The sequence below is a fragment of the Glaciecola sp. KUL10 genome, assembly GCF_003203515.1.
GTDB lineage: Bacteria > Pseudomonadota > Gammaproteobacteria > Enterobacterales > Alteromonadaceae > Glaciecola.
In genome coordinates this window covers 63,468-87,977 of record NZ_BGNG01000012.1, presented here as the reverse complement: position 1 = coordinate 87,977, position 24,510 = coordinate 63,468, and the positions used below count along the sequence as shown (strand labels likewise).

The 24,510-nt window shown below is 41.2% G+C and carries 18 protein-coding genes and 1 pseudogene; 13 read left to right on the top strand and 6 right to left on the bottom strand.

What is annotated here, in order from left to right; all coding sequences use genetic code 11:
- Nucleotides 1–148: 148 nt before the first annotated feature.
- Together KUL10_RS16375 and KUL10_RS16370 are read right to left on the bottom strand one after the other, a co-directional pair.
- Nucleotides 149–2,716, bottom strand: coding sequence for a glycoside hydrolase family 2 TIM barrel-domain containing protein (locus KUL10_RS16375; RefSeq protein ID WP_110430028.1), 2,568 nt, complete (start codon nucleotides 2,714–2,716; stop codon nucleotides 149–151).
- Between the two features lie 9 nt (nucleotides 2,717–2,725).
- Nucleotides 2,726–4,075, bottom strand: a complete 1,350-nt coding sequence (locus KUL10_RS16370) for an alginate lyase family protein (protein ID WP_110430027.1) — start codon at nucleotides 4,073–4,075, stop codon at nucleotides 2,726–2,728.
- Between the two features lie 481 nt (nucleotides 4,076–4,556).
- Here KUL10_RS16370 and KUL10_RS16365 point away from each other — a divergent pair, with 481 nt between their 5' ends.
- From KUL10_RS16365 to KUL10_RS16345, 5 genes are all read left to right on the top strand, one after another.
- Nucleotides 4,557–7,457 (top strand): TonB-dependent receptor, encoded by a 2,901-nt coding sequence (locus KUL10_RS16365; protein ID WP_110430026.1) that lies wholly within the window; start codon nucleotides 4,557–4,559, stop codon nucleotides 7,455–7,457.
- Nucleotides 7,458–7,620: 163 nt separating this feature from the next.
- Nucleotides 7,621–8,814 carry a mannonate dehydratase gene (gene uxuA, locus KUL10_RS16360; RefSeq protein ID WP_110430025.1) on the top strand — a complete coding sequence of 398 codons (1,194 nt, stop codon included), beginning with the start codon at nucleotides 7,621–7,623 and terminating at the stop codon, nucleotides 8,812–8,814.
- Between the two features lie 179 nt (nucleotides 8,815–8,993).
- The gene (locus KUL10_RS16355; protein WP_233499866.1) at nucleotides 8,994–9,698 is read left to right on the top strand and encodes a FadR/GntR family transcriptional regulator; all 705 of its coding nucleotides are present in this window, start codon (nucleotides 8,994–8,996) and stop codon (nucleotides 9,696–9,698) included.
- 29 nt (nucleotides 9,699–9,727) lie between these two features.
- Entirely contained in the window at nucleotides 9,728–10,354 is a 627-nt protein-coding gene (locus tag KUL10_RS16350; protein ID WP_110430024.1) for a bifunctional 4-hydroxy-2-oxoglutarate aldolase/2-dehydro-3-deoxy-phosphogluconate aldolase, read from the top strand.
- A gap of 276 nt (nucleotides 10,355–10,630) precedes the next feature.
- Nucleotides 10,631–11,287 (top strand): phospholipid-binding protein MlaC, encoded by a 657-nt coding sequence (locus KUL10_RS16345; protein ID WP_110430023.1) that lies wholly within the window; start codon nucleotides 10,631–10,633, stop codon nucleotides 11,285–11,287.
- Nucleotides 11,288–11,448: 161 nt separating this feature from the next.
- Here KUL10_RS16345 and KUL10_RS16340 read toward each other — a convergent pair whose 3' ends face one another.
- Entirely contained in the window at nucleotides 11,449–11,955 is a 507-nt protein-coding gene (locus KUL10_RS16340) for a DUF4920 domain-containing protein (RefSeq protein WP_110430022.1), read from the bottom strand.
- A gap of 249 nt (nucleotides 11,956–12,204) precedes the next feature.
- Between KUL10_RS16340 and KUL10_RS16335 the strand changes: the two genes are divergently transcribed.
- The 3 genes from KUL10_RS16335 to KUL10_RS16325 all read left to right on the top strand — a co-directional run bounded on the left by KUL10_RS16335 (nucleotide 12,205) and on the right by KUL10_RS16325 (nucleotide 17,890).
- Nucleotides 12,205–14,940 carry a pitrilysin family protein gene (locus tag KUL10_RS16335; RefSeq protein WP_110430021.1) on the top strand — a complete coding sequence of 912 codons (2,736 nt, stop codon included), beginning with the start codon at nucleotides 12,205–12,207 and terminating at the stop codon, nucleotides 14,938–14,940.
- A gap of 185 nt (nucleotides 14,941–15,125) precedes the next feature.
- Nucleotides 15,126–17,282 carry a S46 family peptidase gene (locus tag KUL10_RS16330; RefSeq protein ID WP_110430020.1) on the top strand — a complete coding sequence of 719 codons (2,157 nt, stop codon included), beginning with the start codon at nucleotides 15,126–15,128 and terminating at the stop codon, nucleotides 17,280–17,282.
- A 269-nt stretch (nucleotides 17,283–17,551) separates the two neighbouring features.
- Nucleotides 17,552–17,890 carry a hypothetical protein gene (locus KUL10_RS16325; RefSeq protein ID WP_110430019.1) on the top strand — a complete coding sequence of 113 codons (339 nt, stop codon included), beginning with the start codon at nucleotides 17,552–17,554 and terminating at the stop codon, nucleotides 17,888–17,890.
- 458 nt (nucleotides 17,891–18,348) lie between these two features.
- On the opposite strand, the gene KUL10_RS16320 is transcribed toward KUL10_RS16325, so the two are convergent.
- The 3 genes and pseudogenes from KUL10_RS16320 to KUL10_RS16310 all read right to left on the bottom strand — a co-directional run bounded on the left by KUL10_RS16320 (nucleotide 18,349) and on the right by KUL10_RS16310 (nucleotide 21,631).
- Nucleotides 18,349–19,212, bottom strand: coding sequence for a hypothetical protein (locus tag KUL10_RS16320; protein ID WP_146216797.1), 864 nt, complete (start codon nucleotides 19,210–19,212; stop codon nucleotides 18,349–18,351).
- A 91-nt stretch (nucleotides 19,213–19,303) separates the two neighbouring features.
- The gene (locus tag KUL10_RS16315) at nucleotides 19,304–19,528 is read right to left on the bottom strand and encodes a hypothetical protein (protein WP_110430017.1); all 225 of its coding nucleotides are present in this window, start codon (nucleotides 19,526–19,528) and stop codon (nucleotides 19,304–19,306) included.
- A 542-nt stretch (nucleotides 19,529–20,070) separates the two neighbouring features.
- A pseudogene (locus KUL10_RS16310) lies at nucleotides 20,071–21,631 on the bottom strand (transposase).
- Between the two features lie 314 nt (nucleotides 21,632–21,945).
- On the opposite strand from KUL10_RS16310, the gene KUL10_RS18565 reads away from it, so the two are divergent.
- The 5 genes from KUL10_RS18565 (at nucleotide 21,946) to KUL10_RS16290 (ending at nucleotide 24,444) form a co-directional block, all read left to right on the top strand.
- Nucleotides 21,946–22,128, top strand: coding sequence for a hypothetical protein (locus KUL10_RS18565; RefSeq protein ID WP_146216796.1), 183 nt, complete (start codon nucleotides 21,946–21,948; stop codon nucleotides 22,126–22,128).
- Entirely contained in the window at nucleotides 22,118–22,321 is a 204-nt protein-coding gene (locus KUL10_RS16305; RefSeq protein WP_110430016.1) for a hypothetical protein, read from the top strand. Before KUL10_RS18565 ends, KUL10_RS16305 begins: the two co-directional genes overlap by 11 nt.
- On the top strand, nucleotides 22,299–22,577 hold the full coding sequence (locus KUL10_RS16300; RefSeq protein ID WP_110430015.1) for a type II toxin-antitoxin system RelE/ParE family toxin: 279 nt from the start codon (nucleotides 22,299–22,301) through the stop codon (nucleotides 22,575–22,577). The genes KUL10_RS16305 and KUL10_RS16300 overlap by 23 nt, the downstream gene beginning before the upstream one ends.
- On the top strand, nucleotides 22,577–22,870 hold the full coding sequence (locus tag KUL10_RS16295) for a HigA family addiction module antitoxin (protein ID WP_110430014.1): 294 nt from the start codon (nucleotides 22,577–22,579) through the stop codon (nucleotides 22,868–22,870). Before KUL10_RS16300 ends, KUL10_RS16295 begins: the two co-directional genes overlap by 1 nt.
- 416 nt (nucleotides 22,871–23,286) lie before the next feature.
- On the top strand, nucleotides 23,287–24,444 hold the full coding sequence (locus KUL10_RS16290; protein WP_110430013.1) for an iron-containing alcohol dehydrogenase: 1,158 nt from the start codon (nucleotides 23,287–23,289) through the stop codon (nucleotides 24,442–24,444).
- Nucleotides 24,445–24,510: the final 66 nt, after the last annotated feature.

Sequence of the window (24,510 nt, the reverse complement as noted above, 5' to 3'; positions counted from 1 at the left end):
TCTTTGATTGATCGTATTAACTTATTTCAGTAAACGTTTCTTTAACTGAAAACCTTATGTTAACTTGCATCTACTACTCCATAACCAGTGGCAGCCAATAGCGGTGAACAGGCAATTTAGCGATGCTTTGCAGTGGACGCCTGCCATGCTAATGCCCCATCGATCGCGCAGTGTTTCCACTGGCGGCTGGCACTTCAACATACACACCTTTTATATTTTGTGTTCTAAATTCAATCGTACTTGGCTTATCTCCTGCAATAAATTCAATCGCTGCATAGCCACTGCCCATTTCAATCGTGCTGCTTTTAGTAGGAGTGCCATAGTTTTCACGTAACTGACCTTCATCGCCAATATTGAAAAAATTGACTCTTTCTTGGTAGCTCAATACACGATTACCTTTTTTATCACGTGCCTCAGCTTCGATTAAATAACGATTATTGCCCAACGCTTTGGCCGTAAGTTTGATGTGGTCGAACTTACCGTGTTTGCCGACCAAATAAGTGATTTCGCGCGCATCTTCAGCGACTTTTTTGTTGTCAATGAAACCGTTAACGTCTAGTTCATTTAAACCTTCATTAAACGGAACTTGCCAAACCAAACCGCCCGCTGGCACAACGCCTTTTTGCTTGGTTTTTTTACCTAATGACTCTCCGTTCAAAAACAACTCTGCTTCTTGAGTGTTACAGAATACAGTTACGTCGCGGCCTTCATTAGGGCCATTTCTATGTGTCCACGTGTCTGATTCGATCCAACAGAAAGGTTCTTTTTTCCAGTAGCTGGCGAATACGTAGTAGGCATCTTTTTTGTTACCTTCGCGGTCGACCAAGCCTTTTTGATTCATGTAAGGCAATGGATTTTCTGGGCGCAGTGGTGTACCGAAGTCTTTAAATGCCCATTGCGCGTTTCCTGCAAAGTTAGGCAGGCTTTCGGAAACGTTTAAGTGCCAATCGAATAGGTCAACGATATAGCTTTCATTCCAATCGGTGTCTTTTGCCACGCTGCGCACTACCGCTTGATTGACTGCTTCTTCAACTGATACTTGGGCACCACGCAAACCAGCTTCGGTTACTGGTGTTTCGGTATGACGGCCTACGTGACTCGAACCGCCGTATTCCATGTGCAAAAACGCAGGGTATTGTTTCATTGCTTTAGTCAGTGCTTCTTCGTACTGGTTGTATGAACCGCCGTACCAACCAGCCCAAATACTGGGTGAAAATGCATCCACGATGTCCCAACCCGGATAGTATTTGCGGATAGTGGTGAGCCTGTGTGGATCAAGCGCTTTTGTCATATCGTTGAGTTTGGTGAGATAGGGATTAATGACTTCATCTGCACCACCGCCCACAAAGTCTTCTTCCCAATACATTTCATTGCCCAAAGACCAAAAAATGATACTTGGATGATTGTAATTTTGCGTGATCATCGCTTGCAATTGGTGCTCGGTATTGCGCTCCCATTCTTCACCGCCTTTACCACCACGGCACCAAGGAAGTTCATCCCATATTAATAAACCCAATTCGTCAGCGGCTTTATACACTTCGGGATCTTGCGGGTAGTGACCTAAGCGAACAAAGTTTGCGCCCATGTCTTTGATCATCTGCATATCAATTCTATGCTGTTCGTTAGAAACGGCTGCGCCAACTCCTGCATGCTCTTCATGCCTGTGTGTGCCGCGAATTAACACTCGCTCTCCATTGAGAAAGAAGCCTTGGTGTGGGCGCATTTCAAACCAACGATAACCAAAGCGTTCTGAATCACTATGCGTTAGTTGATTATCTATCTTGAGTTGTACATTAAGGTGATAAAGGTTTGGTGAATCGGGCGACCACAATGTAGGCTGGCTTATGTCGGGCAAGTTGAGCTCGGCATTGTTATCACCCTTGCTTAAACGCAAGCTTTTGCTTGTTTTGGCAACTGTTTTGCCTTGTGCATCGATGATTTCGGTGATTAATGTGGCTTTGGCTTTTTTGTCTGCAAGGATGTTAACACTGGCGAGGGTGCTTGCGCTCGTTTTACTCACGCGAGGTGTCGTGACAGCCGTGCGCGTAATGTAAGTGTTTGGCGTATGTTCTAACCAAACATCACGTGTAATGCCACCAAATAAGAAAAAGTCGGATTTTTGAGAAGGAATTAGGTTAGGGTTATAGTGATTAGATACTCTTACCAATAAGCGATTAACAGCTTGCTGCTCTTTGTTTAGAAAGTCAGTGATATCGAAACGAAAGCCGATGTAGCCGCCGATGTGTTCTCCGACTAAGCGGTTGTTTAGATACACTTGTGTTTCGTAGTTAGCACCTTCGAAATATAAAATAGTGCGCCCACTTTGATTGATTTCACTGCTGTCGATTTCACGGCTATACCAACTCGCGCTTCTCCGATAGCCAGGGGTTTGATCAACTGTGTCAAACGCATTCCAAGTATGAGGCAGGTTTAACGATACCCAGGCGCCATACTTGGAAGAACTAAGCCGTTGATTAAGCTCTTTAACTGAACTTGCATTGTTTTCAAAGTAGCCCCAGTTGTCATTAATGCTATGTTGTTTCGTTGCATGCTTTGTCAGGCTTATTAGGCCACTAGTACCTTTGTTGGAATGAGAGTGGGATTGCACATGTGATGCGGTACTCAATATTGACAACAAAAGAATAAAGCGGACAAGGAATCCACAATTGTTATGTTGGTTTTTCGTTAAGCATGACGGTTTTAATCGCTTTAGCATGATGACTTCCTACTGTAATATTTTACAAGGTTTATAAATTGATAGACGTTCTCTTAGTGCCAGCGAGTCTGAGAGCTTGCGTTGATCTAGCATTACCAGATATTGGCTTTGTATTTGTTGTGAGTCGTCAGTGATACGCCCTTTACTTAATAAACTGCAACGTATCCGTTCTTTTTGTGCTTCTTTATGATTGGCTAAGAGCTCATCATTAAAAGGCGGTATTTTTATGTCTGTGTAAACTTGCTGAAGCAATGTGCTTGTAGCAATTAAACGCTCTACTGGTAAACGTTTTTCTTGTTCACCCGGCCAAATCGTCGAAGTATTTAAATTGTTGTACAAGTAATTATGAGCGCTAATTAGACGAATTGCCTCTCTACTGCCCTCAGAGAAAAGTGACGTTTCTAATCGTTGCGCCATGTTCACTATCGTACTAAACGCATAAAGGTTAAAGACACTATAATGAAAAGGTTTGGTGCGCGCTAATTCGTGTGCTTGTTTTCCTTGCTCATCAATTTGCGTAAATACGCGCTTTCTTGAGTTTGTCATGAGTTGAATAGCTAGTTCTGGCATGTCTAAATATGAAGCCAAACCGATCAATGTCGCATCATAAAATGTGCCGTGGTTATTGCGTTTTTTAGCCTCATCTTGACCGTTTTTACTTTCGATTAACCAACCTAAAAAGACGCTAAACCACGTGTCTAAATTGTCTTTGGTTTTTTGATTCAATGCTGGTGAGGTAAGTGTAATTGCATCAAGCACGCCGAGTATTTTTCTTATTTCGATGATGCCGATGCCTCTGCCATTTGATTTTCCGGGCACTGCCTGTGCAAATGACATATGTGGTGTCATGCCTAAATCGTTGTCAAGAAACCAAGCTTGCAAATGACGCTCTACTGATTTGGAGTACTTACTGTTGCCAGAAAAATAGTAAGCAAGGGATAGTACCTTTAAGCGTTCAGCTAGGTTATCAAACAGCTTTGAGTCAGAGTTTGGCCCCCGAACACGGTGATTAACTTGACCATCCTTGTTTATCCAAGGTAAGCCGTCGCGTTTCGATGCATCTGGCCACCAATAAGGCCCAATTGTAAAGTAGTCGCGTAAGTTTCCGCTTTCGGGTAGCGACTGATTTTGTGTCACACTTAAGGGCGGTGAACCTGCATAAGCTTCAGCTTTAGAAAAGAGTTGTACAGCAAAAAGGTTACTCGAGTTTTTCGTATATAAATTGAACTTTGCATTTGCTAGTGCATCTGCATCCAACAACAAGAGTTTATCAAGTCGTTGTTCATCAGCTGATACAGTCAAGGTGACTGACAGGCTTAAAAGCAGAATAAAAAACGTCCTTGTTAAAATTGAATACATTGCTAGTGCCTATTTCAGTGAATCAAGTTTAAGGGTTTTGGTAAACACCGAAAATAGTGCGTCTTTGCTATGCTTTCGTTGTTCTTTCATTTTCAAATGCTCGTTTTCAGTTTTACGTATTTATGCTTTAAGCCAATGCGAAATAAATAACATGTAATATCCGGTAATGTGGCATGACCAATTTTTGTAGTTTGCAATCAAATTTATCGAAAAGCAAGAGAATATATTTACATTTGGCTAACAAAATTTATTAAACATATATTTTCCTCACAATTCTCAATTTATTTAAAAAGATATTTTAAATATTTAATACTTATAAAAAACAATGTTTTAGATTTATTTTAAAACATTTTCTTGGTGTTTTCTGTCAAAGTCACTTAAAATAATTGGCATGACCACTTGACAATATGACCGTTCTTGCGGAATCTATGTAAAGGATTTGTTAATAAGACCAAATGAGGCACATAGCCCGGAGCATCACATGCAAGTAAGACCTACACATACCGTTAGACAAACCTTTAAACAAAGTTTAATAGCCGCAACGGTTAGTGCATCCATGGCACTGATCAGCTTGAATGCATTCGCGCAAGAACAGAGCGACACAACTGCAAGCGACAAAAAAGTTGAAGAAAGCTTTGAGGTAATTGAAGTCACAGGCATCGCTGAATCTTACAGAAATGCAATTGCAGAGAAACGCAATGCGAGCACTATCGTAGATGCTTTATCGTCTGCGGACATTGGGGCTTTGCCTGACTTGTCAGTTGCTGAAACACTAGAGCGGATAACGGGGGTTGCAGGTGATCGCTTCAAAGGCAACGCAAGCGAAATTTCAATTCGTGGTTTAGGGCCATTTTTAGGTCTTTCTACGGTTAATGGTCGCGCCATATCTTCAGGCAGTGGTAATCGTTCAGTTGCCTTTAGTCAGTTTCCATCCGAGCTTGTCAACGGGGTTGTTGTTTACAAAGCACAACAAGCTGACCTTGTCGAAGGTGGGGTATCGGGTACAGTTGATCTAAAAACAATCAAACCAATTGATTATGGAAAAGAGCGCTTTCAGGCTGAAATGCGCGTAAATTACAATCCGTATCACGCAAGGCAAAACGGCGAAGATGGTATAGGTTATCGACCATCATTCTCCTATACAAATAGCTTTGATTTAGACAGTGGTGGAAAACTTGGCTTTGCTATAGGTTATGCCGGCGCTGATGTTTCAGCTCCTGAAGAGAGCTATAATACAAGCTCTACACTGCGAAATTGTAACTCCGATTTTGCGCTCGACGGCGGCAGCAATTGTAGCTTTAGTGATTCCAATGCCGCTGCAAATGGCGGAAATGCAGAGGACGGGCCTTATTACTTTATACCCAATTCATTTTTTTATCGCCAAATGAAATCTGAAGAAGACAGAGATGCCATGATCTTTGCGCTTCAATATCAACCTAACTCAGACCTCGACATCAATATTGATGCTGAAAGTTCAAGCCGAAATTACTTTGAAGATAGACATGACTTGCTTTTCGATGATGGTCGTCGTCGCATCGCAAATTGGCAGGCTAATGATGCTGGTGCGCTTGAGTCATATAGTGGTAACTCAAGAATTAGCTCATATGGAGAATATCGCGTCCGTAATGAGGATTATAAAGGTTTTGGCGTGAATGTTGATTGGAACGCGACAGACAAACTCAATGTCAATTTTGATGCTTCATATTCTGACACTGAACGCTATCAAACTCGCACGTATACCCGCTTTAGAAGTGACCGTTTTTATTACGACGTTTCAAATGCAGGCAGCGACAACTTTCTAAATGTCACCAATGTTTATACTAACTTTGACGATCCACAAGGCTCTTCTTTTGATTGGACAAATAGCATTCAAGATTTGACCTTTTTTGATGCCAATAGCGAAGCAAGAAACTATCGTTTTGACATTTCAGATAACATTACTGCTTATCGTTTAGACTTTGACTATTTGCTTGAAAGCGATGTATTTAACAGCGTTAAAGTGGGAGTCTATCGCTCAAACCACGACCACGATAACTTTCAAGAAGAGCGCCGTTCGCTAGCGACACCAAGTGGTGAGCGTGATGATAAACTAGCACAAGTGGGTGCGAATTGTGCGATTGATTGGCCACAAAAAGACTATGGTGAAGACGCAAATTCGCCAGTGTCTCAATGGGCGACTTACGATACTCAGTGCGCTTATAACGTGCTAGTGGGTGATAACGACTTATCTGTCGACCCTAGCAGTCCTTCATCGGGTGATGTGGTACTAAGCGAAGATGTGACTTCGCTCTATGCGATGCTATCGTTTTCAACGGAATGGGGGGATATTCCGGTAGATGGTAACTTTGGGATTCGCCATGTGATGACCGACATTGAATCTATTGGTACACGCAATTCATATTCCGTACAGACCGATCCTGAAGGCAATATCCTGTTTAATGAAAACTCGGATACCGAACGAAATGTCATTAACAATGACTTTAGTAATACATTACCTAGCTTAAATCTAAGCGTCGGTTTGACTGATGACTTACAACTGCGATTTGCTGCATATTCAGCATTGTCTAGACCTGATATGTGGTTCTTTGGTGCAGGGCGTGAAATTGGTGGGGTGGACTCAAGTGATGAATTTACGTCGGTGGTTGAAGCCTTAGAAGATAATGTGAGAGCTCGAGGTAATCCTTTCTTAGAAGCATTGGAGTCAAACAACCTTGACCTAAGTTTAAATTACTTTATGGGCGCTGATACCTTGCTGTCAGCAGCGATTTATCACAAGTCATTTGATGCGCGTTTTGATTCACAAAGTGAAGTCGAAAATATCATTGTAGATGGTCAAACTTATCAGGTGGAAGTAGATGGTAGACCCACGATTTTGGATGAATCATCCAGTATCAAAGGCCTTGAGTTAACTGCTCAACATCGATTTAGTTCGTTGCCAGCACCCTTTGACGGCTTGGGTCTGGTGATAAATTATAATCACGCTGACTCTGATTTTAAAACACCAGAGGTTGGTGGTTCTATCACCGATGAGGTGCGGGATCAAATTGTACCCGCCAATATAGCAGGCTTATCTGACAATACACTCAGCTCTCAGGTGTATTGGGAAAATGATAAAGTATCAGCGCGTTTGTCATACAAGTTTCGTTCGGAGTACTTAAAGCCGTTTGGTCCAAGCCTAGCGCAAACAAATCGCTATGTAGATGACCAGTCTTCTCTTGATTTTGATTTGTCTTATAAAATCACGAAAAACTGGACGGGGCGGTTCCAGGTAATCAATATAACTAACGAACCTTACGTTGAGCAACGTGTTGCACGTGGTGCGTTTAATAGAATTGAGTATTCTGGCACTCGCTACTTCCTTGGCTTGAAGTACCGTATGTAGTTTTCTGAGACTGATAGGATGAAGGCGACCACTATTTTGAAATCCTTGAAAGTATTGAGATATAAAGTCGCCAAAATATAAATATAAGTTTAACAACAGTTCAATTAGCAAAAGCGGAGACTGAATAGCCTTTAGTTCTCGCTCATTTAAAAAGGTAATCCTTGTGATAGAAACTTGGAGATGGTTTGGTCCTAGTGACTCAATTACGTTAAGAAAAATCAAACAAGCGGGTGCAAGCGGCATTGTGACGTCGTTACACGAAGTAGCAACGGGTGACGTTTGGACAAAAGAAGATATTAATGCCCGTAAAGAGATGATTGAAGCAGAAGGATTAACATGGGAAGTAATTGAAAGTATTCCTGTACACAACGACATTAAAACGCGCTCACGAAACTATCGTCAGTTGATTGAAAACTATAAGCAATCGGTTAAAAATGCAGCCGAATGCGGCGTTTATACTATCTGTTATAACTTCATGCCAGTGGTTGATTGGACGCGCACTAATTTAATGTATCAACTGCCTAATCAAAGTCACGCCTTAAGATTTGAGATGAGTGATTTTGCAGCGTACGATATATTCATGTTACAACGTGAAGGCGCTCGTGAGTCATACAGCGCTGCGGTTGTTGCGAAAGCAGAGCAGGTATTTAACGCGATGCCAGAATCTGCTCGCTTGATGTTAGAGAAAAACATTATTGCTGGTTTACCGGGAGGTGAGGGATCTTATACCCGAGACACAATCAAAATCGCCATCGAAGAATTTATTACACTAGGCACTGAAGGTTTCAGAGAAAACCTTTTCGCGTTTTTGCGTGAAGTCGTTCCCATTGCTGAAGAATATGGTGCGCGCATGTGCATACACCCAGACGACCCTCCGTTTTCACTTTTTGGTCTACCTAGAGTCGTATCAACGGCTGAAGATGCGCGTAAATTACTGGCGGCTTACCCGAGTGATGCGAATGGCTTAACCATGTGTGCGGGCAGTTTCGGTGCGCGAGGTGATAATGATTTAGTACAAATGGTCAAAGAGTTTTGTGAGCGAATTTACTTTGTGCATCTGCGCAATGTTACCCGAGAAGAAGATGGTTCATTTTATGAATCAGACCACCTCGATGGTGACAATGATATGGTCGGGCTGGTGGAGGCCCTAATGAGTGAAGAAAAAAGGCGTCGAAATCAAGGATTACCCAGTGCGTTGTGCGGCATTCCCATGCGTCCGGATCACGGTCACTTATTAGAAGACGAACTCAAACAAGCCGATATAAAACCTGGCTATGGTTATATGGGCAGGTTAAAGGGCCTAGCAGAGCTAAGAGGAGTGATGCACGCAGTTTCAGCGCTAATGAAACGAAGCTAATCATGTTACATGCGTCCTGTTGACTGATAGGTTTTTATTATTGCTTGAATAACGACCAGTTCTTTACGAAATTTGTGATGCTTTATGGTTTTTTGCATTTGTAGTTATTTCTGTTACAAACTAGAATGCTTTATGAGTAAAGTTTTATCAATGAAATTGGATCGCAAAAGAGAATAACAATGAAGTCGTTGCAATTACAGGTAGTGAAGAACGACCGTCTTTACATGAAGGTGGCAGAACAACTTAGAGGTTTAATAGAGAACGATACTATTAAACCCGGTGAACGTTTTCCATCTGAAAGAGAGTTAGCAGAGCAACTTGGGGTCAGCCGCCCAACGGTTAGAGAAGCAATGATTGCGCTAGAGATGACAGGCGTAATTGAAATCCGCTCTGGCTCGGGCATATACGCTTTAGAATCTAAGCCTATTAATTCACTAACGTTGGATGATACTGGCATTGGCCCCTTCGAAATTTTAGAAATACGGCAACTGATTGAATCAGAAGCTTGCGCGCTTGCAGCATCTCGGATAACCAGCGCAGAGCTAGATGAACTTCGACAAGCTGTGCGCGACATGGAAGAAGAAGAAAAACGCCCAGACGCGTCAGAAAAAGCTGACCAACGCTTTCATGAAATTATTGCTCGCTCTTGCCAAAACAGCGCTATTGAGTCTGTCGTTTCTTGGTTGTGGAAGCTTAGAAATGAATCAATGCTAAGCACTTCATTTTTAGAGCGCATTAGAAGCGAAGGTATACACCCGTCTATCAGTGAGCACCAAGCAATCCTGACCGCGTTAGAACAACGCGACCCCATTGCGGCGCGCAACTCAATGAAAAAACACATTGAGTCAGCGACAGAAAATGCAGCGAGGCATTTTCAGAAGTAGTTATCCAAACCAATGAAAACGGTCAATTGATGCCTAGTAGATGTGATGTTACGCAAACGCTTTTAGATTCAAAAGTCATCGCGATTGTTCGTTTGAAAGAACAAAATCAGGTTGCCGATTGCATTGACAGTTTGGTTAAAGGTGGCATTAAATGCCTCGAAATCACATCTAATACACCAGGATATTTAACTGAGCTAAAAGCTGCTATTAAGCATTACCCTGAGATCCTAATAGGCGCTGGCACTATTACCAACACTCAAAAAGCACAATATGCTATCAATGCGGGAGCTCAATTTTTGGTGACTCCTAATACTGATCGTCATATTGTTGAACTTGCTCATCAGTTTGATATCCCGGTGTTAATGGGCGCGTTTACGCCAACAGAGATTAATCACGCTACACAGTATGGTGCTGACATTATAAAACTCTTTCCTGCGGGAGTTTTGTCCATTGATTATTATAAGAGCATTCGTGGGCCATTCTCGAATACTCCGATGGTCGCCGTGGGCGGAATTGATCTAGAAAATGCCTCTGAATGGTTAGAAGCTGGTATTGATGGAATAGGCTTGGGCGCTTGTTTATCTAAAACTTTCGAAGATATAAGTCAAAAGGATGCACACATCCGATCTATTCGACAGTTTCTTTCAACTATCTAGCTTTACAAAAGACCATTAGCAAGTCGAGAATCGCAAGCATCAATCCACATTTTTATACCTTTCTAAAATTTAGAACGTTAGCTCTCATTTATACCGATTTTAGTTTCAATAAATTTACGTAAACTATCTATTAAGCGTTACATAGACCTCAAAGCTATTCATCACATTTAATAATGAAATGCATATCAATAGATAATTATTTAAATGTTTTTGTGGTCTGTATCATTGGCATCAATCTAGACATAGAGTCTATAAAAAAGAATTAAGGGTAGAGACATGAACAAGTTTAAATATTTGATTGCCACGTTACTATTAAGTGCAAGTGTCGTTGCGTCAGCATCAAGCTTTGCCGCAAGTCGAACAGTGACACAAACAGAATCGCAGATTCAAACTCAAGTTACGCAACCACATTTAATTGTCAAAGAAGCTGCCGAAGCTACTTTTTCGAAAATACTTGAGGCTAAAAACGCTCAGCTAACAGAAAACAAGGTCTATAAAGACATAATGGAAGATGAATTAATGCCAATTGTGAGCTACCAGTTTGCGGCTTATAAAGTATTGGGTAAACATGCTCGCACGCTTTCAAAGGAAGAGTTAAGAGAATTTGTTGACGTATTTAGAGACTATTTATTAGGCAACTATGCTGCACTTTTAAATGATTACGATGGTCAACAAGTCGAATTTCTTCCGGTAACAGTCACTAGCAAGAGTAAAGAAGTCGGCGTGAAAGGAATAATGAAAAATGAAAATGGCCCTGAAACTAACTTCGTGTTCAAAATGAGAAAAATGCGCTCTGGTGAATGGAAAGTTTATGACATCATCGCTGAGGGTATTAGCATGGTCGATGCAAAAAGAAGCGAGTTTTCTCCGATTATTCGTACCGAAGGCGTTAATGCGTTAATTTTAAAGCTTAAAGAGATTAGTGCAGCTTAAAACGTTCAGCTTGTTAGTTTGAAGTATAAAATGCAATTTAAAAAACGAGCAAATGTATGCTCGTTTTTTCGTTTCTCTGATATGAATATTAAGTCGTTTAACTAAACAAGGTCGCTTCGTTATTCATTGCGCTCGGTTGTTTTTAGCAGCAATCTATTACTTTAGGTTTTAGGAATGACAATACTGTCCGCAACAAACTCATAGACAACTCCTGCATTTAAGGCACTGGAATCTGTTTTAAGATCGTCTTTAAAGTGTTTTGCTTGCGCAGGCGCTCTTTCAATTTGAACCAGTTCGCCCGTCATTTTAACTTGCTTATTTGACGAATCACTGGGAATAAAGAAACCGTAGTCCTTAAAAGAAACTCTTATTGCATGCTGCGCTTCTTGTGCAATAAAAAAGCAGCCTTTTTTCTGACAGACTTTAGTAATTTTAGTGGCTACTAAATATTGATGCCCGACGTTTTGCTGAGCACTTTCCATTAATTCAGTAAGACTTAGTTTTTTCAAGTCATTATTTGGAACGGCACCAAAAGTTTCAGATTCTTTTGTAACTAGCACAGGCTCAGAAAGTCGAACTACTTTGTTGCTGTCGGCAACAACTGCTTGTGCAAAACTTACAAAGGTTAAGGTAAAACAGCCGAGTAATACTGAAGCTTTTATATTCATAATCGTTTTTCTCAATTGAATTGATGTTTTTATGATGGCGGGTTTCTTGTACGCTTTAGATTATAGAAACAAGTAATGTCATGAATATGATACTGCTGAGTCGTAAAGTCAAACATCAAACATCTTTTCCAACTTTAACATTTGCTTACAAATCGTCATCCAATAATTGCTTACAAGCAATTGTTTCTCAATTAGTCTAATTAAGCGAAATTTTAATAGCGACATTTAACATGTAATACGGAGATATTCATGCAAGTAAACTTTCTGAGAAAAGTAACGCTAATTACGTTCACTTTATTCGGGCTTTCGGCGGTTGTGTCAGCCAATGAAATCCAACTCTCTTATGACAAATTTAAACTCGACAATGGCTTAACGGTTATTGTTCACGAAGACCGTAAGGCGCCTGTAGTGGCTGCTGCGGTATGGTACAAAGTAGGTTCTAAAGATGAGCCAGTGGGTAAAACAGGTTTTGCTCACTTATTCGAACACCTCATGTTCAATGGTACTGAAAATTACGACGATGAATGGTTTAAAGCACTAGAAGAAGTCGGTGCGACAGGCCTAAATGGCACTACTAGCTTTGATAGAACCAACTACTTCCAAACGGTCCCAACCACTGCTATTGACAGAGTGTTATGGATGGAATCAGACCGCATGGGGCACTTCTTAGGTGCAGTGACTCAAGAAAAACTTGATGAACAGCGCGGTGTAGTCCAAAACGAAAAACGCCAAGGTGAAGACCAGCCTTACGGTAAGGTATTCACTCGAATTATTGAAGGTTTGTTTCCGAAAGGACATCCATATTCTCATTCAATCATTGGTTCAATGGAAGATTTGAATGCAGCCTCGCTCGATGATGTGAAAGATTGGTTCAAACAGTACTACGGTGCTGCCAATGCAATTTTAGTCTTAAGCGGCGACATTAATGTTGAAGAAGCAAAACCCTTGGTTGAGAAATATTTTGCTCATATCGAAGCAGGTCCCGCTTTAACAAAGTGGCAAAGCTGGGTGCCGGAGCGCGAAACGAATACCTTCGAGATTATGCAAGACAAGGTTCCTCAAAAACGTATCTATCGTTTGTGGGTTGCACCGGAAGACACTGATCCTGTATCCACTGACCTATTTGTTGCAGCAAGTGTATTAGGAGATGGCAAGAATTCTCGCTTATATAAAGAATTAGTCTACAACAAGCAATTAGCCACTAATGCTGAAGTTTTTAATTACGAACTGCAAATGGCTTCTATTTTTGGCGTAGTAGTGGACATCGCAGACGGTGTGGATACTGCGGTTGTTGAACAAGAAATTGATAAAGTGATGAATCAGTTCCTTAAACGGGGCCCAAGTAAATCCGAAGTCAATTTGGTAAGTACAAAAACTCAAGCCAGTATTATTCGCGGTTTGGAACAAGTAGGTGGCTTTAATGGTAAGGCGCAAACCCTTGCTCAAGGTGAGTTGATTGCAGGCGATCCGGTTTTCTTCAAGACCGAATTAGTCAGACTTGAGCAAGCAACAAGCAAATCTGTAAAAGCCGCTGCAAATCGTTGGTTAAAAAACGGCTACCATCAAATTACGGTTGAGCCCTTCCCACAGTACGCAACTAAAGAAAGCAAAGTTGATAGAAGCACTGGTTTACCAGGTATCAAAGGTGAAACCTCTTTAAGCTTCCCAGACATCGAAGAAACACAGTTGTCTAATGGGATGAAAGTGGTATTTGCCCAACGAGATACCATTCCGGTAATCAATGTTGCAGTTCAATTCGACGCAGGTTATGCGGCTGATTCTGGTAACAAACTAGGTCTAGCAAACTTTACTGCAGCCATGCTTGATGAAGGCGCAGGCAAATATGATGCGCTCGAACTAGCCGGCCGCATCGAAGAGTTAGGGGCAAACTTATCGGTCAGCTCAAACTTAGACACAACAGTGGCTTCAATGTCGATGCTTAGTAAGAATGCTAAAGAATCATTGTCCGTGCTTGGTGACGTCTTAGTTAAACCTACTTTTGATAGCGAAGAAATAGAGCGTCAGCGCACTCTGATTCTTAGCCGAATCGCACAGCAAAACTCTCAGCCTGTTGCGATTGGCCTAAATACTTTACCACCGATTCTTTACGGTGAAGGGCACCCTTACGGTATTCCATTTACCGGCACGGGCACGGCTCAAAGTGTTCAGTCAATTACTCGCGAAGAGTTGATCAACTTTAAGAATCAATGGATGCGCCCAGATAATGCAACTATTTTTGTGGTAGGTGATACAACGCTTAACGAGATCAAACCTAAGCTAGAAAGTGCGTTTTCTTCATGGAAAAACGTGGGTGAAAAACCGGTTAAAGAAATGCAAGACGTCGCGTTACCAGAAAAAGGTCGTGTGATCATTGTTGATAGACCAGGATCATCTCAATCACTGGTGTTAGCAGGGCATTTAGCACCTTCTACAGGCGCTGAAAATAACATTGCTATCAGCACGATGAATCAAACCTTAGGCGGTACATTTACAGCACGCGTTAACATGAATCTTCGTGAAGACAAAGGCTGGGCATACGGCGCTTATACCTTCTTGCAAGAAGCTAAGGGTCAACGTCCGTTTATGGTCTATGCGCCTGTTCAAACAGACAAAACAGGGCCTGCGCTTAAAGAGCTTGTAAAAGAGTTGAACGCTTACAGTGCTGAAAAACCACCAACACAAGAAGAGCTGACGCGAGCCACTCAAGATAGCGTGCGTTCATTGCCCGGTCAGTTTGAAACTTCAGGTGCGGTAATGGGCAGCTTGCTTTCAAGTACTCGCTTTGATCGTCCATTGGACTATCCAACGACATTGCCTCAGAAATATCAAGCACTTAGCGTAGATGACCTAAAAGCAGCTGCTGCAGAAGTGGTTCATCCTGAAAAGTTAGTGTGGGTGATCATTGGTGATGCACAAAAAATCGAAGCAGAAGTCAAAGACGCACTTGGTTTAGAGGTGTCTATTCGTTCGATGGCAGATTTGTAATTAGTTAATAAACCCTTAAAACTCAAAGGCCAGATCTCAAAAATCTGGCCTTTTTTTGTGAAAAAAACTTCTCCCTTTAACCGGCAATATTCGTCGTTTCAGCTCGGTTATTATGGCAAAACATGCTATCGAGTGTTAATTTACCGATAGAGGGAACTTAAACAAAAACGACAAGAAGAAATTCAATGAAAAAAACAATAATCATCGCGAGCTCTTTATTAGCATTGAGCCTGCAAACTGCAACAGCAAAAGAAGGTATGTTCACGCCTGAGCAGTTACCACTCATCAAAAAAGACCTGAAGAAAACCGGGTTAAAAATATCGCCAGAGTCACTTTCTAGCTTAACAGGCTTCCCAATGGGCGCAGTCGTCTCGTTAGGTGGATGTTCTGCGTCTTTCGTTTCGCCCAAGGGGTTAACGGTTACCAATCACCATTGCTCAAGAGGTTCAGTACAATACAACAGTACAGCCGAAAACAACTATTTAGAAAATGGTTTTTTAGCCAAAAACCTCAGTGACGAATTACCTGCAGCGCCAGGATCACGAATTTATGTAACCGAAGCATTCAGCGACGTCACTGACAAAGTCATCGGTAATTTAGATGATGATTTGCAAGGCAAAGCGCGTTACGACGAAATCACTAATCGACGCAAGGCCCTCATTGCAGAATGTGAACAAGATGAGGGCTACCGTTGTTCAGTGAGTTCTTTTTACGAGGGAAAAGAATACAAACTGATCAAGCAGCTTGAAATAAAGGATGTCCGTATTGCGTACTCACCTGCAGATGCAGTGGGTAAATACGGCGGTGATATTGATAACTGGATGTGGCCAAGACATACGGGTGACTTTGCATTCTACCGAGCCTATGTCGATAAGAATGGTAAATCAGCTGAATATAGCGAAGACAACGTACCTTACCAACCTAAGCATTTTTTGAAAGTCTCTGCTGAGGGCGTTAAAGACGGTGATTTTGTGATGGTCGCAGGTTACCCCGGTTCTACAAATCGTTATTCTCTTCTATCCAATGTTGAACACGTATTTTCGTGGCTTTATCCGATGTATATCGATTTGGTCACTGAGTGGATTGAAACGATAGAAGCCAGTGCCCCTGAAGGCAGTGATGCGCGCGTTAAATATGAATCTTCATTGGCGGGTTTAAATAACTTTTTGAAAAACACCAAAGGGCAGCTGGAAGGTGCTCAAAGAGTCGGTTTAGTTGATCGTCGCGCGCAACGCGAGGCGCAGCTCAATGCTTGGTTAAGCAAAGATAAGAGTCGCAAAGATGTGGCTAAATCAATCGCCACACTCAATGAAATGGCAGCAGAAAAAGCAGTGTCAGACAAGCAAGAGTTTTGGTATGGATTTGCAACACGTCCTGCATTACTTGGCGTCGCGCAAACGTTATATCGCTTATCGATTGAAAAGCAAAAAGAGGATGAACAGCGCGAGCAAGGTTATCAACAACGCGATATTGTGCGCATTCAAGAGCGAATGAAGCGCGTAGATCGCCGTTTTGATGCAAGCGTTGACATGGCCCTATGGGAAATGTATCTCAATAACTATTTGGCCGAGCCAGAAGCGCATCGTGTTGAAGCGCTAGATAGTGCACTAGACCTTGATGATGTGACTGATTTAAGTGCTAAATTAAGCGCATACTATCAAAATACAAGCCTAAACCAAGTTGAGCAACGACTGGCATTGATGGAAGCAAGTCAAGCCGAACTAGAGGCAAGTAAAGACCCATTTATACAACTTGCTGTTGCGCTTTACGATGAAGAAATGAAACGTGAAAACGAAGCAAAAGAACGCGCAGGAAAACTGGCGGCACTTCAGCCAATTTACATGGTGGCGATCATCGATTGGCAGAAGAGCGAAGGGCAAATCGTGTACCCAGATGCGAACAGCACTCTGCGCGTGACTTACGGCAATGTAATGGGCGGTTCACCCAAAGATGGCCTAATTTATGAACCGTTCACGCTTTTAGAAGGCATTACCGAAAAAGACACGGGTGTCGAACCATTTAATTCACCAAAAGCACAATTAGCCTTAATCGAGAAAAAGCAGTACGGCAAATATAAATTAGATGAGATTGGCAGCGTCCCTGTTAACTTCTTAAGTGATTTGGATGTGACTGGTGGAAACTCAGGTTCAGCCACATTAAACGCTAATGCAGAGCTTGTTGGCTTGCTCTTTGACGGCACCTTTGAAAGTGTTAACTCAGATTGGGATTTCGACCCTCGCACAACACGCAGTATTCACGTCGACTCTCGTTATATGCTTTGGGTCATGGAGTATTTAGACAACGCGCAGAACTTGATTGAAGAAATGACGATAGTTGATTAATTAATTTAGTTTTTTTGGCTATTCGCATTCTATAGTTGGGAATTGATAAATATCAGTTAACGGCCAAAAGTATCAGTTATTTGGAAACCAGTATTTGGGTTTTTAAGAACTGGTACTTATGAGACAAAGCGGAAGCTCGGGCTGTTTCTATCTGGAACGGCAATCACCCCACAATCGCTCCACAATCAAATTACCAATAAACACTATTCAATAACTTGCGACTCGCTTATGATTTATCCACGCGGTTTATTTAACACAAGGCATTTCACATGAACCAACACGTATTGACCAAGACAATATTTATATTTGTGCTATTAGCAGGATTAGCTTGCAACGTCGATGCGTATGGTGAAGTTGCTTCATCAGCAAATAGTGGTGGTACCAGAATTACGCACAAGTTTGAAGCTATGAAGTTTGGTGCATCTGAAGAGATTGCTCAATTATCAGTTAATATATGTTCAGAGTATTATAGCGACGCAACTAAAGTTGCAAAAAACATAAAAGAAGTTATCGTTGATTTTCTAATCGCTAAAAAGAAAGCACAAAACCCCAATCTAAAAGATGTCGCACCCCCCAACTCCACAAGAAATAATACGGTTTTTAAATAAATATAGAAATCAAATGCTGTGTGGCAATACAAACTACATGGTGAAGTCATTCATGCACTGTGCATATCATCAATTATTTAATGTATTCCTATTTGAAGACCTCCTTATAGAAGATGAAGAGCTATACATAAACATTAATGCGATTAGCTTCGCAACTGCAAACAATTGATGAGACTGAATCACGCTCTCATTGTCTGTCAGTGATAGAGCATTCTTGATAGCAGTTGTATGTTTATCTATATGGTCACATGCTCGACTAGTTGAAGAACTAATCTGCATTTTATCATACAATGAATCACTGACTGTTATTGAAGGATAGTTGAAATTAAACTGTCATGTATTTCTAAAACAAAAATAGTATTGTTATAAACAGTAAGTGTAGTTTACCTATACAATTCATTTGTACAAAAATTTTATTCTGTTGAGTGGCTAAACAATCTAAAAATGGTAATAAAGTATTAGCGTTTTTCTCTGGATAGAATCGCTAGCATATCTTTATTAGATTGTTTCCATGCATCTTCACTTTGGTCACTACTTTTTAAGGCACTAGAATATTTGTCTATTACTATGGAAGCTTTATCATTAATGTTTCTCATACCTTCAATGTTTAAGAGCAGTGTGTCGGTAAGTTTATGCGATTTAATTATCTCTAACAAAAGGCCGTTGTATTTAATTAGTGCGTCAAAAGAACGATCCGATTCATTAAAATTTCGTCGGTATACTTGATATTCAGACGAAATAGCGGCTGTTTTAAAATAATTGGATGAAATTTCATCATATCTCTCCTGTGAAATATTGTCGCTGCTTTCACTTTCAACTTGTGTAGAGTATTCTTTTTGAGCAGTTTGGACAAAATTAGATATGCAACTGCTCCTTAATTTAATGTCATCCATAATATGATTTTTTGTTAATTCCTCGTGAGGAACAGTTGAATGATAACTGTAAGGTGTAACGTTATCTTTCTCATTATTACCGCTATCTTGCGCTTGCTTTAAGCTCCCTGCCTTTTCTGTGTCTGTATTGATTGATAGTAAATCTGGACGCAGCCAGTAGAATCCGTAAATTACGATTAGGTTTGCAGACAAAAATCCAAAAAAATATGCTGTTTCTTCGAAGGAGAAACCCTTTTGAAAAGGCCAAACGAGAAACATCCAGCAAAACATTGAATATACCGCAAAACAAGCAACGCCGAGGCCAACTTTCTCGATTGTCTTAACAGGCGCAAAAGGAAGTGCAAAGCCTCCTGGTAATAAAAAAATTGTAGGGAAAAAAACGTAAGAGAAATGCAACAAAAATTCAAGCATTCTTTGGCAAATATCCATTTTTAAAACATATTAGATTTTATAAAACTAACGTTGCGGGACTATTTTGTATAGGGGTGATTCCGACCCCTTTTATTATGTACCGCGGCTGTTAGGGTATCCTAATGGTAGTTGTACTGCCCCCTTTAACCTTTCCATATCCTTTACTACCAAACTGCTTTGCTGAAACTTCATAGGTAGAGTTAGAGCTCAAATCAAATGAAAGTTCACCAGTATCGGTATTTGTAAACCCTTTGGACTTACCAGAAATACTTATTTCTGCCTTAACGCACTTTCCCGATGAATTGACAGCGCGAACGGTGGTGTAATATCCCATAGATTAATCCTTTTAAATTTTTTTATTACGTAGATGAGTGTAAAATCCTGTTAATAATATATATTTATCACATTCTCTTTTCAAGGTTATCTACAATAAACGCTTCACGTAGCAATAAATAGTCACCATCTTTTCATGAAAGTTATGCGCTAGAAAGAAAAAAGGTACAGTGAATCTGCTCAATTAACGTTTGGATGACCCGTGTAGAAACGTCGTTCAAGAGTGTAGACTTTCGTTTTACACAAAATATCATGTTAAAAAGCCATGATTGCAAACTTGAGTAAAAGCAGTCGTTCGGCTGAGTTCTTGCAAACTGCAAAAATCACTTGAGGATAAGAAGAATTAAAGCTATTTACTACCCCCCTTAACAGCTGTACTTTTGATTAGGTTGGTTGTTTAAGTGTTCGGTTGGGGACGTTTTGCATGGCATTTTAATCTTCAAATTCATACGTAGATAGGCCTTTGGTACAGAAAATTGGTGAGCAGCATGTCAAAACTCCTACCATAAAATACTTAGTTTCGTAGTAATGTTGACTCGTTGTCTATGCACCAAAGTTGAAGTCGCGTTGGATTTTGAAATCTTTTGCATACCGTTCGTTAGGTGGCGCACGCAAAGGTGGTAATAGCGATGCTTGTATAGAAATGGGGTGTTTTTTATCTAAATGCGCCATTATTTTTTGAATTACGACGGTGTCAATAATGCAGGCAATGATGGTCACATTGTGCTTTTGACATTTTTCGCACTCGGTAATGTCAATATTGAATACTCGCCTTACTAGCCGGTTACCGGGCGCTGCATCCAACTCATGCCCCTCGCCTGATAAGACTTATCCGATTCGCACTCCTGTTGTTTAACGAGCTTAGGACTTTTTTTCCACGTTGTGAAGCGGTAACCTGAGCTCTAAGATTGCTATTGGGCGCGAATATGCCATAAAACCGAGTGAGATTGAGTCTTGGTGGTGGAATAAGAGCAGCTAGTTTGCCAATGAAGTCGAGCGGTTCAAAGAATACATGGGTAGTGCCATCCCGATAGGGCGTTTTCAATTCATAGCGCACTTTTCTATAGTCAGTCATACTTAAACGTTGCTCACTAATGGCGAGGCGACTGATATAGCGGCACAGCCTTTCTAGCTTTTTTGGCTCGTCGGCATTAGCGAAGACGCCTGCATGTAGAGAAAATCCACTTATATTGGCTACCTGACCATATTCACCATAATTGCTTGCCGGAAGGGTTTGCAAAGTGAACACTTTCTGGCCTTGTTGAGGACCCATTGCTATGCGATAGCTGACAGAAGCGCCTTGTAATTGGAGAAGGCTATCTTCATCATCAACAGGCAAGTTGAGAAAACTGTTTTCCATATCACGCTCAACCAAACCTACTTTCACAAGATATCGAGCGATACGTTGACTGATGGTGTAAACGAGTTCGACCATGTTATCATGCGATGGCGCTCACGTGCCCGCCCTTTGGGTATTGATGCGAGTGAAGGTGGTGCCACCCCATGAATTTTCGCTAATTGCGCCTTCAAGAAACAGCATATGGAAATGGATGTTTAGGTTCAGGGCGCTGCCGAATCGCTGAATAAGGTTAACGGCCCCAGTTTTCGCTTGTTTGTTGGTAAAGCCTGCTTTGTTAATAATGTGAGTGGAAATGTCGCGGTGAATGATTTGCATCACTTTGCTCAATTCACTTGGGTTTCTTGCTAGCAGTAATCGAAGTGGAATGGGGAGGCTCAGCACCCATTGCCTTATGGGATAGCCCCGTAATACATCATCTACCAATAAAGCTGCACTTTCTGCCATTCGTCTTGCGCCGCAGCTTGGGCAAAATCTACGTCGCTTGCAGCTAAACGCGACTAACTTTTCATGTTTGCAGTCGCCGCATACCACGCGTAAAAACCCATTCTCAAGTCGACCGCATTTGAGAAATTCATCAAATTCCTTTTGAACATGATATGGCAACGACTTTCCTTGATAAGAAAGATGCTCTTGAAAGTCTGGATAGTGACGCTCAACCAATTGATATAGCAATGTTTGCTCTGGTAGATGACGTTGATACTTGTGTTTGTTTGGAACTTGCAACAATGGTGTCCTTGCCACCAATTTTTTGTATAGTTTGCTGAAAATGTTTACGCTTGGATACTGGATTTAGTACCTGAATTTGAATAGCGTTCAGCTTCTGCTATGCGAACAAACCGGAAGTTGACTTCTTTTTTATTTAATAGCACTCGAGACGTTCAATTAACCTTATCTGAAAAAAGCACAGGTGATCCATAGAGCAATATTGGCAAGTGTTTAGAAGTCGTTTTGACTTTGTGATTGCTATGCACGCATAGTAATCACAGAAAAAGTTGTAGAAACTATTACCGGAAAAATAGTAAGCTTCTGAAATATATAAAGTATGACGGCCGTGTGGAATGAAGCTATCTCGTTTTTTCAATGCGGTCTGCTTGGAGTTTCGTCATGGTGGCAGATTAATGCCCTTACCGAATACTTTTTATGACATCAAGCAGCTCCAAAATTTCGACCCAACGACCTTCGGTATAGTTCTTGAGTTGGCTTTCAAAGTCATTAAAGCACAGGATAACTATGACGTATAAGCGTAAATCAGAGTTGATAATGGAGGTTGATTGTAGTGAGCGCGTGCAACAAGCGCATATTGGCAGTCGCTGTCGCTCCTTCGGACATTTTGCATTGGCTAAAATGCCGCAAATGCGAGCGTTAGGCTCTATTGCTTGTATTGTGTTGCGCACCACGCTACAATACCGTCATGATCAAATCGTTCAAGCATAAAGGTCTTAGACTGTTTTACGAAAAAGGTAAGACATCTGGCATTCAAACACACCATGCAAAAAAGCTTCGAATGCAACTTGCTGCTATCAATACTGCGCATGAGATTGACGATATTAATATCCCAGGATTTTCCCTTCACAAATTGAAAGGAGAGCGAGCGGAGATATGGTCTATATCTGTAAACGGAAATTGGAGAGTAACATTTGAGTTCAAGGATGGTAATGCTTACATTCTGAATTATGAGGATTATCACTAATGAATATGCATAACCCGCCACATCCTGGCGAATTTATAGAATCTATTTATCTTGAGCCTTACGGTGTTAGTTGCCGCACATTGGCAACTCATTTAGGCGTAGCTGCTTCTACTTTGAGCCGAATAGTCAAAGGCAAGAGCGCAATAAGCCCCGAAATGGCATTAAGACTATCCAAAACGTTAGGAAGAACACCCGAAAGTTGGTTAAGTATGCAAGATAATTATGAATTATGGTTGGCAAAGCAGAGTTTGGATTTGGGTAAAGTTCAACGTCTAGATCTGAATGTCGCCTAACAAATCTATGAACCGGATGTTGGCAAAATAGGCCACCATCGGTTATAGAAATTGTTAAGTGAGGGCAAATTTGGCAAATAAACACCGACTGTGATGCACGAGCAGCAAACAACAAATTGCTAATTTTTGACCGAAAGTAGGTAAATCTTGAGCTTCTGCAGTGCGAACAAACCAGAAGTATAATTTGATTTAGAAGACAAAAACTCCAATCAACCTTTGCACAATGCAAACCTATAGTAACGGTACTATAATTGAAGTTTCTAACCCTACAATGCAAGTAGGCGCTTTTTGGTAAAACCTGCACCCATTTTAACTTCTAATACGTAAGAGAATAGTTAATGCGGATTTATCGCTTGAATAAAAAAAGTTAAACCGCACCTTATAAGTACAAAAACAAACAAGTTAAAAGGCCTCACATGTATAATTTTGAATTTAAGAATCAAACCGAAATACTTTTTGGAAAAGGACAGTCTGCAAAGATTGCTAGCCGCATACCTGCAAATGCAAAGGTTTTGTTTTTGTATGGCGGTGGTTCGATTAAAAAAAATGGCGTTTACGATGATGTGTGTAAAGCACTCGAAACTTTTACCTTTACTGAGTTTGCAGGTGTCGAGCCAAACCCAACTTATGAAACCTTAATCAAAGCGCTTGCAGTTATTAAAGAACAAAATCTTGATTTCATTCTTGCTGTGGGCGGCGGCAGTGTCATTGATGGCGCTAAGTTTTTAGCGGCTGCCACTCACTTTGAGGGCGATCCTTGGGATATTCTTGAAAAAGGCGCGGATTTTAGCAACCCATTACCTATCGGTGCTGTGTTGACTCTGCCAGCAACGGGGTCAGAAAGTAATGGTAATTCAGTGGTTACCAAAAAAGCTACGCAGCAAAAGCTTCCTTTTGGGCATCCGAGTGTGCAACCTCAATTTGCAGTACTAGATCCGCAGTACACGTTTTCATTGCCAGTAAAACAAATAAGCAATGGCGCCGTTGACGCCTTTGTGCACGTAATCGAGCAATACCTAACGTATCCCGTTAACGCGCCTATTCAAGATGGCTTTGCGGAAACGATATTAAAAACCTTGATTCAAGAAGGCCCTAAGGCTTTGGAAAATCCAAATGACTATGACACACGTGCAAACGTAATGTGGGCAGCGACGATGGCCTTAAATGGGCTAATCGGGCAGGGCGTGCCACAGGATTGGTCTACGCATATGATTGGACATGAATTTACAGCTTTGTATGGACTGGATCATGCTCAAACCTTAGCAATAGTCTTACCGTCGTTAATGCGTAAACAAAAAGCTCAAAAAGCAGAGAAGATTAAGCAACTTGGAAGAGAAGTCTTCAAGTTATCAGCTGAATCAGATGAAGTATTAATTGATCAAACAATAGACGCTACTCAAGCTTTCTTTGAGTCTATGCAAGTAAAAACTCGGATTTCTGATTATGGACTAGGACGCAATACTATCGATGAAGTACTGGCTAAGCTGAAAGAAAACCAAAGACTTAAGCTTGGAGAGCATCAGGATATTACTTTAGAGGTGTCGAAGGATATTCTTGAAATGGCTTACGAGTAGGCTAACACCCGTCATTCTCGGCTTCTTCGGGAACCTCCTTGGAACCAATTAATACTTAAACAAACC